The following is a 14,607-nucleotide window of genomic DNA, read 5'->3' as shown; positions in this document are numbered from 1 at the left end:
ACCGAAATTGCGATTCAGTGTACAGTCGGTGCCATGAACCTGCAAGAGTCGGTGCTGATGCAGCTTCGGGACCTGATCCTGCGCGGCGAGTTCGCGCCCGGCCAGCACCTGGCCGAGCAGCAACTGGCCGAACGGCTCGGTGCGTCACGCACACCCGTGCGCGCGGCACTGGTGACGCTCGAGCAGGAAGGGCTGATCGACGTCAGCGAGACCGGCAAGTACCTGGTGCGCCAGTTCACGCCGCGCGAGATCGCCGATGCCATTGCGGTGCGCGGCCACCTCGAGGGCATGGCGGCGCGGCTGGTGGCCGAGCACGGCGTGCCACGCCAGTTGCAGCACGGGCTGGAAGCCTGCCTGGCCGAGGGCGATCGGCTGCTGGCGCCGCCGACGCTGGACATCGCCGCCTATGCCGGCTACGCAGCCATGAACGACCGGTTCCACGCCCTGGTCCTGGACGCCAGCGGCAACCGGGCCCTGCAGCGCGCCGTCGCCCTCAACAATGCGCTGCCGTTCGCGCCGGCCTCGGCCATGCTGCCGATGATGTCCACCGCCGAGCAGGACCGCGACTGGATGCGCTACGCGCATCGCCAGCACCACATGCTGGTCGATGCCATGTGCCGCGGGGAGGGTGCACGGGCCCAGGCGCTGGCCATCGAGCACACCGAGGTCGCGCAGGTGAACATGCGGCTGGCCCTGGAGCGGCGCGCCGAAACCGAACAGCTGATGCCCGCGATCCGGCTCGTGGTCGGCGGTTGATCCGCCGTGGCTGCGGTTTATGCTCGCCGCATGAAGCTGCACAACTACTTCCGGTCCTCTGCCTCGTTCCGCGTGCGCATCGCGCTGGAACTCAAGGGACTGTCGTACGAGTACCTCCCGGTGCACCTGGTGCGCGGCGACCACAAGCAGCCGGCCTACGCCGCCGTCTCCCCGACCGGCCTGGTGCCGACCCTGGAGACCGACGGCGGCGAGCGGCTGGGGCAGTCGATGGCCATCATCGAATACCTCGACGAGACGCATCCGCAGCCACCCTTGCTGCCGGCCGATGCACTCGGCCGGGCCCGGGTCCGGGCCCTGGCGCAGCTGGTCTCGTGCGAGATCCATCCGCTCAACAACCTGCGCGTGCTCAAGTACCTGGTGCGTGAGATGAAGGTGGCCGAGGAAGCCAAGAACACCTGGTACCGGCACTGGGTGCGCGACGGGCTCCTGGCCTACGAGCGCGAGCTGGCGCAGCTGCCGCGCGGCACCTACAGCCATGGCGAGGCGCCCACGCTGGCCGATTGCTGCCTGGTGCCCCAGATCTTCAACGGGCAGCGCTTCGGCGTCGACTTCTCGGGACTCGATCGCACCATGGCCGCCTTCGAGGCCTGCATGCGGCTGCCCGCGTTCCAGAAGGCGCAGCCGTCCGCCTGCCCGGACAACGAAGCTTGACCACGGCATTGCCCTGCGACTGGCTGGTGCCCGATTGGCCGATGCCGGCCGGCGTGCACGCGGCGTGCTCGGTGCGCGAGGGCGGGGTGTCAGTCGACTCCTATGCGAGCCTGAACCTGGGCGATCACGTGGGCGACGACGCGCAGGCCGTCGCCGAGAACCGCCAGCGCTATGCGCGCGCCCTTGGTGCGCGTCCGGTGTTCCTGAAGCAGGTGCACGGGAGTGACGTTGCTCGCCTCGCTGCGCACAGCGTCGACGGCACCGTCGCCGACGCCTGCTGGACCACCGAGCGCCAGATGGCGTGCACGATCATGGTGGCCGACTGCCTGCCGGTCCTGCTGGCGGACACGCAGGGACGCTGCGTCGCGGCGGCGCACGCAGGCTGGCGTGGCCTGGCCGGCACCCAGGGGCAGGGCGTGCTGGAGGCGCTGTGGCGCGCGTACTGGCCACAGGTCGCGTCCTCGCCGGAGGATGCCGCCGCCCGCACCCTCGTGTGGCTCGGCCCCTGCATCGGCCCGAGCGCGTTCGAAGTGGGCGACGAGGTGAAGACGGCGTTCGAGTCGACAGCGAGCGATGCCGCGCGCCGGTTCACTGCTTCCTCGCCGGGCAAGTGGCTGGCCAACCTGCAGGGCCTGGCGCGAGACCGTTTGCGCGCGCTGGGCCTGCGTGCCGTCCACGGCAATGACGGCACGCCGGCCTGGTGCACCGTCAGCAATCCCTCACGGTTCTTTTCGCACCGGCGCGACCGCGTCAGCGGACGCTTCGCTGCCGCCGTCTGGCTGGGCTGAGCCAGGCGCGACCTGCTCGCGCCTTTCGGCTTCCTCGCGTAAGCGGATTGCCCGCTTGCGCGCCGGGGTGCCCATGATGTACATCAGGAGAGCAACGGGCCCGAGTCCGTACAGGAGAAACGTGAAGATGGCGCCCAGCACCGTGCCGGTGGTGTTCGTGGCTTCGGCCACGGACATCATCAGCACGACGTAGAGCCAGCCGATGGCGATCAGGTACACGGGGTGGTGCGGCGAAAAATGTTGCAGTGCAACATGGATGATGTGATACTCAGGGTTCACCCCAATAAGACAGAACATCAGGAGACAAGCGATGCATTCTGACCCAGGCTGGGCCGCCGCCACGCAGCAGTTCCAGCAAGCCCTAGGCGACGGCTGGAGCAAGGCGATGCAGGCCATCAGCAAGGCCGGTACCGCGAGTGCCAACGGCCATTCCATTCCCCACCTCTCTTTCTCGCCCGACAAGCTGGCTGCCCTGCAGCAGGCCTACCTGAAGGAGGCGGCCGAGCTGTGGAACCACGGGCTCGCCGGTGTCGCCAGTGGCGACAAGCGCTTCGCGTCGCCCGACTGGGGCAGCAATCCCGTTGCCGCGTTCTCGGCGGCGACGTACCTGCTCAACGGCCGCACGCTGCTGGGCCTGGTCGAGGCGACCGACACCGACCCCAAGACCAAGGCCAGGCTGCGCTTCGCGGTCGAGCAGTGGATGGCGGCATCCGCTCCTAGCAACTTCCTGGCACTGAACGCGGAAGCGCAGAGGAAGGCCATCGAGACGCGCGGCGAAAGCATCGCCAAGGGCATCCAGAACCTGCTGAACGACCTGCAGCAGGGCTACGTCTCGATGACCGACGAGAGCCAGTTCGAGGTCGGCCGCAACGTCGCCACGACCGAGGGCGCCGTCGTGTTCGAGAACGAGCTCATGCAGCTCATCGAGTACAAGCCGAGCACTGCCAAGGTGTACGAACGGCCGTACCTGGTCGTGCCGCCCTGCATCAACAAGTTCTACATCCTCGACCTGCAGCCGGAGAATTCGCTGGTGAAGTACCTGGTCGACCAGGGCCACCGCACCTTCGTCGTGAGCTGGCGCAACCCCGACCAGACGCTGCAGGACAAGGGCTGGGACGACTACGTGGGCGAGGGCCCCGTCGAGGCCATTCGCGTCGTGCGCGAGATCGCCGGCAGCAAGCAGATCAATGCGCTGGGGTTCTGCGTCGGTGGCACGCTGCTGGGCACGGCGCTGGCGGTGCTGGCCGCGCGCGGCGAGAAGCCGGTGGCCTCCGCCACCTTCCTCACCACGCTCCTCGACTTCACCGAGACCGGCGTCCTCGACCTGTTCATCGACGAGCATTTCGTCCAGTACCGCGAGCTCCAGATGGGCCAGCGCGGCCTGCTCAAGGGCCAGGAACTCGCGTCCACCTTCAGCTTCCTGCGCCCCAACGACCTGGTGTGGAACTACGTGGTGGGCAACTACCTCAAGGGCGAGACGCCGCCGGCCTTCGACCTGCTGTACTGGAACAGCGACTCGACCAACCTGCCGGGGCCGATGTACGCCTGGTACCTGCGCAACACCTACCTCGAGAACAACCTCACCAAGCCCGGCAAGGTGACGGTCTGCGGCGAGAAGATCGACCTGGGCAAGCTCGACATGCCGGTCTACGTCTACGGCTCGCGCGAGGACCACATCGTGCCCATCGGTTCGGCCTACGCCAGCGTCAACCACCTGCCCGGCAAGAAGCGCTTCGTCATGGGCGCGTCCGGCCACATCGCCGGCGTGATCAACCCCCCGGCCAAGAAGAAGCGCTCGTACTGGACCAACGACAAGCTGCCCGACGTGCATGCCGACTGGCTGGCGGGAGCGACCGAGCACCCGGGCAGCTGGTGGTCCGACTGGTCCGGCTGGCTCAAGCCGCTGGCGGGCAAGCAGGTCCCCGCGCCCAAGCGCTACGGCAAGGGCACCGCCTACCAGCCCATCGAGCCGGCGCCCGGCCGTTACGTCAAGGCCAAGGCCTGATCCACCCTCCGGCGGTCCGGGCATGCCCCGTGCTGCACAGCCGATTTCCCTTCGCTCACAGCTTCAGCCCATCAAAGGAGTTCCCATGGAAGACATCGTCATCGTCTCCGCGACGCGTACCGCGGTCGGCAAGTTCGGCGGCAGCCTCGCCAAGGTTCCCGCGCCCGAGCTGGGTGCGATCGTCATCCGCGAGGCACTGGCCCGCGCCAAGGTCGATCCGGCTCAGGTCAGCGAAGTCATCATGGGCCAGGTCCTGGCGGCGGGCTCGGGCCAGAACCCGGCCCGCCAGGCGCTGATCAAGGCCGGCCTGCCCAAGGAAGTGCCCGGGCTCACCATCAACGCCGTCTGCGGCTCCGGCCTGAAGGCCGTGATGCTGGCGGCGCAGGCGATTGCCTGGGGCGACGCCGAGATCATCGTGGCCGGCGGCCAGGAGAACATGAGTGCCGCGCCGCACGTGCTGCTGAATTCGCGCGACGGCCAGCGCATGGGCGACTGGAAGATGATCGATTCGATGATCGTCGACGGCCTGTGGGACGTCTACAACCAGTACCACATGGGCATCACGGCCGAGAACGTGGCCAAGCAGTACGGCATCGACCGCGGCTCGCAGGACGCGCTGGCGCTGGCCAGCCAGCAGAAGGCGGCCGCGGCCCAGGAAGCCGGCAAGTTCAAGGACGAGATCGTGCCGGTCTCCATCCCGCAGAAGAAGGGCGACCCGCTGGTGTTCTCGGCCGACGAGTTCATCAACAAGAAGACCAACGCCGAAGCGCTGGCCGGCCTGCGGCCGGCATTCGACAAGGCCGGTAGCGTCACCGCCGGCAACGCGTCCGGCATCAACGACGGCGCCGCCGCGGTGGTGGTGATGAGCGCGAAGAAGGCGGCCTCGCTCGGCCTCAAGCCGCTGGCTCGCATCGCCGCCTTCGGTACGTCGGGCCTCGATCCGGCCACGATGGGCATGGGCCCGGTTCCTGCTTCGCGCAAGGCGTTGCAGCGCGCCGGCTGGAACGTGCAGGACGTGCAGCTGTTCGAGCTGAACGAAGCGTTCGCGGCCCAGGCCTGTGCCGTCAACAAGGAACTCGGCATCGACCCGGCCAAGGTGAACGTCAATGGTGGCGCGATTGCCATCGGGCACCCCATCGGTGCGTCGGGCTGCCGCATCCTCGTGACGTTGCTGCACGAAATGCAGCGCCGCGAAGCCAAGAAGGGCCTCGCCGCGCTGTGCATCGGCGGCGGCATGGGGGTTTCCCTCGCGGTCGAAGCGGCCTGAGTGGATAGAGTGAATTTCGACCCGGGCCACCCGGTCGGGCCGAAGTCGGTTTGACGCAACTTGCAAGGAGAACACGATGGGACAAAAGGTGGCTTACGTCACGGGCGGCATGGGTGGCATCGGCACCGCCATCTGCCAGCGCATGCACAAGGAAGGCTTCACGGTCATCGCGGGTTGCGGCCCGACGCGCGACTACGCGAAGTGGCTCGATGAACAGAAGGCCAAGGGCTACACGTTCTACGCGTCGGTCGGCAACGTCGGCGACTGGAGCTCCACCGTCGAAGCGTTCACCAAGGCGAAGGCCGACCACGGGCCCATCGACGTGCTGGTCAACAATGCGGGCATCACGCGCGACCGCATGTTCCTGAAGATGACCCGGGAAGACTGGGACGCAGTGATCGAGACCAACCTCAACTCCATGTTCAACGTCACCAAGCAGGTGGTCGGCGACATGGTCGAGCGGGGCTGGGGCCGCATCGTCAACATCTCGTCCGTCAACGGCGAGAAGGGGCAGGCCGGGCAGACCAACTACTCGGCCGCCAAGGCGGGCATGCACGGGTTCACGATGGCCCTGGCGCAGGAGCTGGCGGGCAAGGGCGTCACGGTCAACACCGTGAGCCCGGGCTACATCGGCACCGACATGGTCAAGGCGATCCGCCAGGATGTCCTCGACAAGATCGTCTCCACCATCCCGGTCAAGCGGCTGGGCCAGCCCGAGGAGATCGCCTCCATCATCGCCTGGCTGGCGTCCGAGGACGGGGGCTACTCGACCGGCGCCGACTTCTCGGTCAACGGCGGCCTGCACATGGGCTGAAACGGCGCGGAGGCCTCGGCTTCCGCACCCCGGCCGAATGCTTCGAAGCCCGCTCGCGCGGGCTTCGTGCCTTGTGGGCTGCGCCGATCAGGCCAGGTCTTCGATCACCAGCATCCGGTACTTCTGCGCATGCGCCACCTGGTGGCGCTGCAGCACTTCCATGACCCGGTCGCTGTCGTCATGGTCGGGCGCCTTCACCAGCAGGCCGTAATGGCCGCTCGAGGCGTAGTCGGCGTAGCGTCGCACCGTGTCGGCCTCGGTGCCGGCTGAGGGCAGGGTCGCGCCGGAGCTGCCGACGGTGCGCACGATGTCGCGCAACATCGCTTCCGGCGTGATCAGGCTGATGTCGTCGGCGTCCAACCCTGCGGACTGCAGCGCGCTTCCGGCGGCCTCGGCCGCGTCGGCAGTGGCGAACATGGCGACGATGTGGCCGGTCGGGTAGAACTGGCCACGCAGGTTGAGCATGTCTTGGCTGAGTTCGAAGTGCTTCATGGGTGCTCCGTGGGACAGCTATTGCAGCGCGGCTTGTCGCCCGCCGCTGTCGGCAGTCGAGGGCGACCCCTGTAGGAGCGGTCGCGCGCCGCCGCCGTGCCCCGCCACATGCTGGCGCCGGGCGGAATCGACTCCATGGTGTCGGCCGCGCAGACCCGCGACGCGCTGCACCTGCTGCTGCGGCCCAACGCCACCGTCAGCCGTCGCCCGCGAGGCGTCGCGACGGCGAGTGGAGGCTTATTGCGGCTTGAAGCCGGCCGCCTTCACCAGGGGGATGTTGGCCAGCCGGCTGGCCTCGGTGCGGCGAGCCATCTCCTCCGGCGTGCCGGTCAGCGGCACGATGCCGGCCTCGCTGGTGCGCTCGAGGAAGGCCCGGGACGCCACCACCTTGTTGATGGCGGCGTTGTAGCGGGCGATCAGGTCGGCGGGCATGCCGGCCGGCGCGACCACGCCGATGAAGATGACGTCGTCCAGGCCCTGGATGCCCAACTCGCCGTAGGTCGGGATGTCCGGGAAGCCGGCCAGGCGCTTCGGCCCGTCGACGGCCACCAGCTTGAGCTTGCCCGCCTTGACGTGCGGCAGCGCCGAGGAGATGCCGGAGATGCCGGCGGCGATCTGCCCGCCCAGCAGGTCCTGCACCAGCGGTGCGTCGCCGCGGTAGGCCACCGGCTTGAGGTCGGCCCCGAGCGACTGGCCCATGACGGTGACCGAGAACTCGGGCGCGCTGGCAGGTGCCGGCACGCCGATGTTGCCGCGTGCCGGATTGGCCTTGGCCCATTGCACGAACGCCTTGACGCTGTCGACCGACGGGCCGACCACGGCCGGGTTGACGATGAAGAAGTTCGGATTGGTGGCCACCAGGCCCACGGCCGCGAAGTCCCTGGCCTCGTAGCCGGGGTTGACCGTGGTCAGCGGGATCATGGCCGTGGTGTGGTTGTTGGTCAGGAACAGCGTGTTGCCGTCCGGCCGCGCCGCCTTGAGCGCCTGTGCGGCGATCTGTCCGCCGGCGCCCGGCCGGTTCTCCACCAGCACGGTGCGGCCCAGCTCGGCCTGCAGGCCCTGTGCCAGCACCCGGCCGACCACGTCCGTCATGCCGCCCGGGGCGAAGCCCACCAGCAGGTGGATGGGGGCATCCTGGGCCGGCGCGGCGCCGGCGGCCAGGGCGAGGAGGGCGGCGGCGCCGAAGCGGGCCAGCGAGCGGCGATGCGGGTTCATGGAGCCTCCGGAAGTGCTGCGCAAATGCAATTGTTTTTTCAGTGTATGCGGCCCTGCCGGACGGCGCAATGGCGGCTTCCTCGACTGGCGCCGCTGCTCCGGCTGGACAGAAAAAAACATTTGTATTTGTCGTTCCGCGGCATTTTTCGGGTTGGTGCGGGCGGCCCCCGCTGCTACATTGACCGGCATGAAACAGCCCGATCCCCCGCTGGCGCCGCTGCGCCGCGGCGAGCCTCTGTCCGAGAAGGTGTACCGGGCGGTGCACCAGAAGATCGCCAGCGGCGCGCTCGACCCGGCGCAAAAGCTCACCGAGACCCAGCTGGCGACGCTGCTGGGCGTGTCGCGCACGCCGGTGCGCGAGGCGCTGGCGCGGCTGCGGCGCGAAGGCCTGGTCGATTCCGGCGCGCGCCGCGTCGTATCGACCCTCACGCGGGCCGACATCGAGGAGATCATGGAGGTGCGGCTGCTGATGGAGCCCTACATCGCCGCCCGCGCGGCCGACCGGGCCACCCCGGCCGGGGTGCAGCAGCTCGAAGCCGCGCTGGCCGACGAGGAGCGGGCGCTGCCGCTGAAGTCGCCGCAGAAGTTCTCGATCGCCAACCATGCGTTCCGCCAGGGGCTGATGCGGCTGGCGGGCAACGGGCGGCTGGCCGAAGCCGCCAGCCGCTATGACGCGTCTATCCAGGCGCTGCGCCGTGCTACGTTGGCCCGACCGGAGCACCGCGCGACCGTGGTCAAGCACCACCGGGCGCTGGTGGAAGCCATCCGCGCCGGCGCCCACGAGCAGGCCGAGGCACAGATGCGCCAGCTGATGCGCGAGGCCAGCGACTGCATGCTGGGCCTGGCGCCGGCCCGCCGGCGGAGCCGCGCATGAGCCCCGCCCTGCGTGCCCGCGTCGGCATCGACATCGGCGGCACCTTCACCGACTTCGCGCTCGAGGTCGAGCGCGGCGGCGTCGGCCAGCGCTTCTTCGCCAAGGTCCTCACGACCCCGGACGCTCCGGAACGTGCCGTCCTGGAAGGACTCGACCGGCTGCTGGCCGATGCCGCGATCCGTCCGGCCGAGCTGGAATCGGTCCTGCACGGCACGACCCTGGCGACCAACGCGGTGATCGAGCGCCGCGGTGCCCGGCTGGCCTTCGTCACCACCGAGGGCTTCCGCGACACGCTCGAGATGGGCAGCGAGAGCCGCTATGACCACTACGACCTGAACGTCGACAAGCCGGCGCCGCTGGTTCCGCGTCATCTGCGCTTCACGCTCCCGGAGCGGATGGCCGCCTCGGGCCGCGTGCTGCGGCCGCTGACCGACGAGGCCCTGCAGGCCCTGCTGCCGGCCCTCGACGCGGCCGACGTGAGCGCTGTGGCCGTCGGCTTCCTGCACAGCCATGCCAACCCGGCGCACGAGCGAAGCGCGGCCGAGTTCCTGCGCCGTCACCGGCCCCACCTGTTCGTCTCCACGTCGGCCGAGGTGGCGCCCGAGATCCGGGAGTACGAGCGGTTCGCTACCGCCTGCGTGAATGCCTACGTGCAGCCGCTGATGGCCGGCTACCTCGGCCGCCTCGAGGCGGCCCTGGCGCAGCGCGGCGTCCGCGCCCCGCTGGCGCTGATGCTGTCGAACGGCGGCCTGTGCGACGTCGCCACGGCACGTGCTTTCCCCGTGCGGCTGCTCGAGTCCGGTCCGGCGGGCGGTGCCATCCTGGCCGCGAGCGTCGCCACCGAACTGGGCATCGACAAGGCCCTGCTGGTGGACATCGGCGGCACCACGGCCAAGCTCTGCTTCATCGATGGTGGGGCGCCGCAGACGGCCCGCACCATGGAGGTGGCGCGGCTGGCCCGGTTCAAGGCCGGCAGCGGCATCCCGCTGCGCTTCCCGGTGGTCGAACTGGCGGAGATCGGGGCCGGGGGCGGCTCCATCGCCCACGTCGATGCGCTCGGCCGGCTGCGGGTCGGGCCCGAGAGCGCCGGCTCCGAGCCGGGACCGGCGTGCTACGGCCGGGGCGGCCGGCTGCCGACGGTCACCGATGCCCACCTGGTGCTGGGGCGCCTGGACGCCCGATCGTTCGCCGGCGGCCGCATGCCGCTCGACGTCGACGCGGCCAACGAGGCGCTGCGGCCGCTGGCCGAGGCGCTCGGCCTGTCCGTGGCCGACACCGCCTGGAGCATCTGCGAGCTGGTGGACGAGAGCATGGCCACCGCCGTGCACGAGCATGCCGTCGAGGTCGGCAAGGGCGTGGAAGGGCGCACGCTGGTCGCCATCGGCGGCATGGCGCCGCTGCACGCGGCCCGGCTGGCCCGCAAGCTCGGGCTGGAGCAGGTGGTGGTGCCCGACGGTGCCGGCGTCGGCTCCGCGCTCGGGTTCCTGCGCGCGGCGATCGCCTTCGAGAGCACGCGCAGCGTCCGCATGCCGCTGCCGCAGTTCGATGCCGCCGCCGCCAACGCGTTGCTGGCGCCCATGGCCGTTGCGATGCACGAGGTGGTGCGGCGCGCCGCCTCCGGCGAGGACCTGCGGGAGGCGCGCACCGCCTGGATGCGCTACCAGGGCCAGGGACACGAGATCCGCGTGCCCGTGCCGGGCCGCGAGCTGGAGGCGGAGGACGGTGCCGGACTGCGCGAAGCCTTCGAGGCCGCCTACCGGTCGCTGTACGGCCGGGTGATCGATGGCGCGACCGTCGAGGTGCTCGGCTGGTCGGTGCGGGTGGAAGCCGCGGCGCCGCGCCGGATTCCCGCGATGACCGACGCCGGCCGCGAACAGGCGGGTGGGACTGCCTGTCGCTTCTTCGACCAGGGCCGCCGCCAGTGGACCGACGGCCGTGCCACCTCGGCCCGCGCCGTCGCCCGCGCGGGCCGGCTTGCCGGTCCGGCCCTGCTGCGCGAGGAAGAGACGACCGTCGTCGTGCCGGCCGGGTTCGAGGTCGCGGGGGCACCGGGCGGCCACCTGCAGCTGCTGCTCGCCGGCAGCACGGACGCCCCGGCTGACGCCATGCCCGACGACATCCGCGTGCAGGTGCTCTGGGGCCGGCTGATCTCGGTGGTCGAGGAGCAGGCGCGCACGCTGATGCGCACCGCCTTCTCGCCCACGGTGCGCGAAGCCGGCGACCTGTCGGCCGGCCTGTTCGACCTGCAGGGCCGCCTGATCGCCCAGGCCGTGACCGGCACCCCGGGCCATGTGAACTCGATGGCCGCCTGCGCCGTGCACTTCCTGGCCAAGTACCCGGCCGCGGCGATGCGCGAGGGCGACCACTTCATCACCAACGATCCCTGGCTCACCTCGGGCCACCTGCACGACGTCACCGTGCTGTCGCCTGTGTTCCAGGCCGGCGAGGTGATCGGCTTCTTCGCCTGCACCTGCCACCAGGTCGATGTCGGCGGACTGGGGCAGGGCCCCGATGGCCGGTCCGTCCACGAGGAGGGCCTCTACATCCCTATCCTGCCGCTGGCGCGCGCCGGGCAGGTGAACGGCGACCTGCTCAGCATCGTGCGGGCCAACGTGCGCCAGCCCGATCTGGTGGTGGGGGACATCCTGTCGTACATCACGGCCAACGAAGTCAGCGGGCGCCGGCTGGCCGCCATGCTCGACGAGTTCGGCGAGCGCGGGCTGGCGTCGATCGCCCAGGCCGTGATGGCACGGTCGGCCGCCGGCATGCGCCGGGCGATCGATGCGCTGCCGCCCGGCACGTACCGCTCCAGCCTCCAGCTGGACGGCTACGACGCGCCGGTGCACATCCAGTGCTCGGTGACCATCGGCGACGGCCGCATCCGGGTGGGATTCGACGGCAGCTCGCCGGCCAGCAGCCACGGCATCAACCTGGTGCTGAACTACACCCGTGCCTATGCCGCCTTCGGGGTCCGCGCGGCGGTGGCGCCCGACGTGCCGAACAACGCCGGGTCACTGGCGCTGGTCGAGGTCGACGCGCCGGCAGGGTCCATCCTGAATGCCCAGCACCCGGCGCCGGTGTGCGCGCGCCACATCATCGGCCAGTTCCTGCCCGAGGTCGTGCTGGCCGCGCTGGCCGGCGCGATGCCGGGCCGGATCCCGGCCGAGGGCGCGGCCTGCAACTGGGGCCTGCAGCTGCGCGGCGGCCCGGCCGTCGCCCGCGCGGCCGGCAGCGAAGGCTGCAAGGTCCCGCCGTTCGAGATCCTGTTCTTCAACGCCGGTGGCTCGGGTGCCCGGCCGGCGAGCGACGGCCTGTCCGCCACCGCCTTCCCGAGCGGCATCCGCGCCATCCCGGTCGAGGTGTGCGAAAGCGCGGCCCCGATCGTCATCTGGCGCAAGGAACTGCTGCCCGGCTCCGGCGGGGCAGGGCGGTTCCGGGGCGGTCTCGGCCAGCGGGTCGAGGTGGCCACGCTGGACGGCTCGCCGTTCCAGGTGTTCGGCATCTTCGACCGCGTGCGCAACCCGGCGCGGGGACGCGACGGCGGCGACGACGGCGCGCCGGGCTGGGTCGGGCTGGCCAGCGGACAGGCGCTGCGGTCCATGGGACTGCAGACCGTCCCCGCGGGCGAGGTGCTGCGCATCGACGTTCCCGGCGGCGCGGGCCTGGGCCCGGCGGCGCAGCGCGACCCGCGCGCGGTGGCCGAGGACGAGCGCCTGGGCTACCTGGCCGCGGCCACAATGCGGCCATGAGACAGTACCTGGACCAGCTGCGCGCCCGCGGCGACCTGCTGGAAGTCGAGCGCGAGGTCGACCCGCGCTTCGAGGCGGCCGCGGTCGCCCGCCGGTTGCAGCAGGCATCGCCCAAGGCGGTGCTGTTCCGCCACGTGAAGGGCCATCGCATGCCGGTGGTGCTGAACGTCTTCAGCCAGCATGCGAGGCTGCGCGAAATGATCCGCTGCGGGGCCGGCCAGACCTTCTGCGAGCGGCTGCAGGAGCACATCGCCGCCTCCGAGCGCCTCGACGACTGGTTCGTGCGGGTGCCCGATGGCGCCGGCGAGGAACTGGAGTCGGGGCGCCTGTCCGACCTGCCCATCCTGACCTACCACGGGCGCGATGGTGCGCCGTACATCACCTCGGGCATCTTCCTCGCCAGGGACCCCGACAGCGGCGTGCCCAACCTGTCATTCCACCGGTCCATGCTGGTATCGGACGACGAGCTGCGCATCCGCCTGGGCAGCTCGCACGACCTGGCGAAGTACCAGCTGGCCGCCGAAGCGCGCGGCCAGCCGCTGGAAGCCGCCATCCTGATCGGGACCGCGCCGGAAGTGTTCATGGCCGCCTGCGTCTCGCTGCCGCCGGAGGGCAACGAGATGGCGCTGGCCGCCTCCATGCGCGGCGAGCCGTTGCCGGTGCGGCGCTGCCGCACCATCGACCTGGACGTGCCGGCCGACGCCGAGATCGTGATCGAGGGCCGCATCCTGCCCGGTGTCCGGCGGCCGGAAGGCCCGTTCGGCGAGTTCATGGGCTACTACGTCGAGGTCGGCGAGAACCACGTGTTCGAGGTCACCCACGTCAGCTGGCGTCGCGGCGCCGTGTTCCACGGGCTCATCTGCGGCTCCGACGAGGACCTGCGGCCGCTGGAGGCGGCCACCGCCGCACGCATCTACCGCGTCCTGAAGAGCCAGGTGCGCGGGGTGCTGGACGTCTCTTGCCGGCCGACGGTGATGAACACCATCGTCAAGATCCGCAAGCAGTACGAGGGCCACGCGCAGCACGTGCTGTTGGCCGCGATGGGCTCGCACCTCGACTACAACAAGCTGGTGGTGGTGGTCGACGAGGACGTCGACATCGACAACCTCGACGAGGTGGTGTGGGCCTTCCTGACGAGGGGCCGGGCCGACACCCGCACGATGGTCGTGCCCGACGTGCCCGGCTTCTACCGAGACCCCCACAAGGACCACTGGGGCCGGCTCGGCCTGGACGCCACCCGGCCCTGGGGCCGGGAGGCCGAGTTCCAGCGCAAGACCATCCCCGGCGTCGAGGCGGTGCGGCTGGCCGATTACCTGCCGGGCGGGCTGGGCACATGAGCGCGCGCATGGTGGTCGGCATCACCGGCGCCACCGGCGCGGTGTACGGGGTGCGCCTCCTGGCACGCCTGCGCGAGCTCGGCGTCGAGACGCACCTGGTCGTGTCGCGCTCGGGCTGGCTGACCCTGCAGCAGGAGATGGGACTGGCCCGGTCCACGGTGCAGGCCCTGGCCGACGTCCATTACGACATCAACGACGTCGGCGCGGCCATCGCCAGCGGCTCCTTCCGGCACGGCGGCATGGTCGTCGCGCCGTGTTCCATGCGCACCCTGGCGGCCGTGGCGCATGGCTTCAACGACAACCTGATCACGCGGGCGGCGGATGTCACGCTCAAGGAGCGGCGCACCCTGGTGCTGATGGCGCGCGAGACACCCCTGACCCTGGCCCACCTGCGCAACATGACCAATGCCACCGAGATGGGCGCCCGCATCATGCCGCCCGTGCCGGCCTTCTATGCGCTGCCGAGCTCCATCGACGAGATGGTCGACCACACGGTCTGGCGCGTGCTCGACCAGTTCGGGATCACGGCCGAAGGCTCGTATGACCGCTGGTCGGGGACGGGCAAGGCAGCCGGCACCGGGCGCGCCCCCGCCGACGACTGAGACCCCACTGGCCGGAAGTGGCAGAACTTGCCGCGC

At 70.4% G+C, this 14,607-nt stretch carries 13 protein-coding genes; 10 read left to right on the top strand and 3 right to left on the bottom strand.

Translation table 11 applies throughout. From position 1 onward, the window contains the following. The first annotated feature begins 33 nt into the window (after window positions 1–33). The 3 genes from GON04_RS02265 to pgeF are packed head-to-tail and all read left to right on the top strand — an operon-like array spanning window position 34 to window position 2,216. Window positions 34–756 (top strand): GntR family transcriptional regulator, encoded by a 723-nt coding sequence (locus GON04_RS02265; protein ID WP_157396386.1) that lies wholly within the window; start codon window positions 34–36, stop codon window positions 754–756. A 30-nt stretch (window positions 757–786) separates the two neighbouring features. Continuing rightward, window positions 787–1,428, top strand: coding sequence for a maleylacetoacetate isomerase (gene maiA / locus GON04_RS02260; protein WP_157396385.1), 642 nt, complete (start codon window positions 787–789; stop codon window positions 1,426–1,428). Between the two features lie 41 nt (window positions 1,429–1,469). Beyond that, window positions 1,470–2,216 carry a peptidoglycan editing factor PgeF gene (gene pgeF / locus GON04_RS02255; RefSeq protein WP_157398295.1) on the top strand — a complete coding sequence of 249 codons (747 nt, stop codon included), beginning with the start codon at window positions 1,470–1,472 and terminating at the stop codon, window positions 2,214–2,216. Here the strand turns inward: pgeF and GON04_RS02250 are convergent. Further along, window positions 2,148–2,396, bottom strand: a complete 249-nt coding sequence (locus GON04_RS02250; RefSeq protein ID WP_157398296.1) for a hypothetical protein — start codon at window positions 2,394–2,396, stop codon at window positions 2,148–2,150. The genes pgeF and GON04_RS02250 overlap by 69 nt on opposite strands. 130 nt (window positions 2,397–2,526) lie before the next feature. Here GON04_RS02250 and GON04_RS02245 point away from each other — a divergent pair, with 130 nt between their 5' ends. From GON04_RS02245 to phbB, 3 genes are all read left to right on the top strand, one after another. After that, window positions 2,527–4,221: a PHA/PHB synthase family protein gene (locus GON04_RS02245; RefSeq protein WP_157396384.1), complete on the top strand. Its 1,695-nt coding sequence runs from the start codon at window positions 2,527–2,529 to the stop codon at window positions 4,219–4,221. 85 nt (window positions 4,222–4,306) lie between these two features. Beyond that, the gene (locus GON04_RS02240; RefSeq protein WP_157396383.1) at window positions 4,307–5,488 is read left to right on the top strand and encodes an acetyl-CoA C-acetyltransferase; all 1,182 of its coding nucleotides are present in this window, start codon (window positions 4,307–4,309) and stop codon (window positions 5,486–5,488) included. A gap of 76 nt (window positions 5,489–5,564) precedes the next feature. Beyond that, window positions 5,565–6,302, top strand: a complete 738-nt coding sequence (gene phbB / locus GON04_RS02235) for an acetoacetyl-CoA reductase (RefSeq protein WP_157396382.1) — start codon at window positions 5,565–5,567, stop codon at window positions 6,300–6,302. Between the two features lie 87 nt (window positions 6,303–6,389). Here the strand turns inward: phbB and GON04_RS02230 are convergent, their stop codons facing one another. Further along, complete coding sequence (locus tag GON04_RS02230) at window positions 6,390–6,794, bottom strand: RNA-binding protein (protein ID WP_157396381.1); 405 nt, start codon at window positions 6,792–6,794, stop codon at window positions 6,390–6,392. A 237-nt stretch (window positions 6,795–7,031) separates the two neighbouring features. Further along, window positions 7,032–8,009, bottom strand: a complete 978-nt coding sequence (locus GON04_RS02225; protein ID WP_157396380.1) for a Bug family tripartite tricarboxylate transporter substrate binding protein — start codon at window positions 8,007–8,009, stop codon at window positions 7,032–7,034. 187 nt (window positions 8,010–8,196) lie between these two features. On the opposite strand from GON04_RS02225, the gene GON04_RS02220 reads away from it, so the two are divergent. From GON04_RS02220 to GON04_RS02205, 4 genes are read left to right on the top strand one after another with little or no spacing between them, the layout of a single operon-like run. Continuing rightward, the gene (locus tag GON04_RS02220; protein WP_181653841.1) at window positions 8,197–8,883 is read left to right on the top strand and encodes a GntR family transcriptional regulator; all 687 of its coding nucleotides are present in this window, start codon (window positions 8,197–8,199) and stop codon (window positions 8,881–8,883) included. Next, window positions 8,880–12,632, top strand: a complete 3,753-nt coding sequence (locus GON04_RS27150; RefSeq protein WP_157396378.1) for a hydantoinase B/oxoprolinase family protein — start codon at window positions 8,880–8,882, stop codon at window positions 12,630–12,632. Before GON04_RS02220 ends, GON04_RS27150 begins: the two co-directional genes overlap by 4 nt. Next, window positions 12,629–13,969, top strand: coding sequence for a UbiD family decarboxylase (locus GON04_RS02210; RefSeq protein WP_157396377.1), 1,341 nt, complete (start codon window positions 12,629–12,631; stop codon window positions 13,967–13,969). Before GON04_RS27150 ends, GON04_RS02210 begins: the two co-directional genes overlap by 4 nt. Then, window positions 13,966–14,571, top strand: coding sequence for a UbiX family flavin prenyltransferase (locus GON04_RS02205; RefSeq protein WP_157396376.1), 606 nt, complete (start codon window positions 13,966–13,968; stop codon window positions 14,569–14,571). Before GON04_RS02210 ends, GON04_RS02205 begins: the two co-directional genes overlap by 4 nt. Window positions 14,572–14,607 lie beyond the last annotated feature (36 nt).

The sequence above is a fragment of the Ramlibacter pinisoli genome, assembly GCF_009758015.1.
GTDB lineage: Bacteria > Pseudomonadota > Gammaproteobacteria > Burkholderiales > Burkholderiaceae_C > Ramlibacter > Ramlibacter pinisoli.
The sequence above is the reverse complement of the archived record's forward strand: the minus strand, read 5'-3'. Positions and strand labels throughout refer to the sequence as shown.

Bases quoted from the DNA above. Each gene is read 5' to 3' on its own strand.
- GON04_RS02265 (WP_157396386.1), top strand. From the start codon at position 34: ATGAACCTGCAAGAGTCGGTGCTGATGCAGCTTCGGGACCTGATCCTG.
- maiA (WP_157396385.1), top strand. From the start codon at position 787: ATGAAGCTGCACAACTACTTCCGGTCCTCTGCCTCGTTCCGCGTGCGC.
- pgeF (WP_157398295.1), top strand. From the start codon at position 1,470: ATGCCGGCCGGCGTGCACGCGGCGTGCTCGGTGCGCGAGGGCGGGGTG.
- GON04_RS02250 (WP_157398296.1), bottom strand. From the start codon at position 2,396: ATGATGTCCGTGGCCGAAGCCACGAACACCACCGGCACGGTGCTGGGC.
- GON04_RS02245 (WP_157396384.1), top strand. From the start codon at position 2,527: ATGCATTCTGACCCAGGCTGGGCCGCCGCCACGCAGCAGTTCCAGCAA.
- GON04_RS02240 (WP_157396383.1), top strand. From the start codon at position 4,307: ATGGAAGACATCGTCATCGTCTCCGCGACGCGTACCGCGGTCGGCAAG.
- phbB (WP_157396382.1), top strand. From the start codon at position 5,565: ATGGGACAAAAGGTGGCTTACGTCACGGGCGGCATGGGTGGCATCGGC.
- GON04_RS02230 (WP_157396381.1), bottom strand. From the start codon at position 6,794: ATGAAGCACTTCGAACTCAGCCAAGACATGCTCAACCTGCGTGGCCAG.
- GON04_RS02225 (WP_157396380.1), bottom strand. From the start codon at position 8,009: ATGAACCCGCATCGCCGCTCGCTGGCCCGCTTCGGCGCCGCCGCCCTC.
- GON04_RS02220 (WP_181653841.1), top strand. From the start codon at position 8,197: ATGAAACAGCCCGATCCCCCGCTGGCGCCGCTGCGCCGCGGCGAGCCT.
- GON04_RS27150 (WP_157396378.1), top strand. From the start codon at position 8,880: ATGAGCCCCGCCCTGCGTGCCCGCGTCGGCATCGACATCGGCGGCACC.
- GON04_RS02210 (WP_157396377.1), top strand. From the start codon at position 12,629: ATGAGACAGTACCTGGACCAGCTGCGCGCCCGCGGCGACCTGCTGGAA.
- GON04_RS02205 (WP_157396376.1), top strand. From the start codon at position 13,966: ATGAGCGCGCGCATGGTGGTCGGCATCACCGGCGCCACCGGCGCGGTG.